The organism is Vibrio sp. 1069, from assembly GCF_033340555.1.
On sequence record NZ_JAWOWP010000691.1, the window covers coordinates 1 to 577 of the forward strand.

A 577-nucleotide genomic window follows, 5' to 3' on the forward strand; every position below is an offset into this window, starting at 1 on the left:
ATCATGGCTTGTATGCAATTTGTCGACGAGTTTGGCGAAGATAAAGTGCATTGTCTGCAAAAAGTGAAGACGAATGGAAACGGCAGTGAAAAGCACTCTGTTGCTCAGGAGTATCACGGCAAGCTGTTGATGGGGGGCAATGTTAGTTACACCCAGCTAGCGAGCCTGTTAAGCCGCGGCGCGGAAATCAAGCACACCAAACTGAGTGAGAACTTCACTTACCAAGATTATTTGGAACATCACAAAACCAATTTGGTGATCCCGCTGTTTAATGTCGAAGACAAAGGCAAAATCCAATTCTGTGATGATCCGGATCAGTTTGCGCCAAGTACGACAAGTACCATTGTGTCGCTAATTCTGCCTGAAAGCGCACAATAGAACGTAAAACATCTATTTCACCGCCTTTAAGTTGGCATCCTGTCCGTTTGTTATCCAAGCTTAGGGAGTAACTCGCCGTTATCGTTTTAAACGAGAGGGTGGGTTTCTCTTCCTATAATTTCAGAGTAAATAACGATTCATTGCTGGTTTCGGAAATGCAATGCGCCTATTTCAGAAAATTCGCATTGACGTTACTGAT

At 43.8% G+C, this 577-nt stretch carries 1 pseudogene; it reads left to right on the top strand.

Annotation, left to right across the window (positions count from 1 at the left end):
* A pseudogene (locus R7040_RS28515) lies at nucleotides 1-378 on the top strand (sodium:proton antiporter); the annotation flags it as partial.
* Nucleotides 379-577 lie beyond the last annotated feature (199 nt).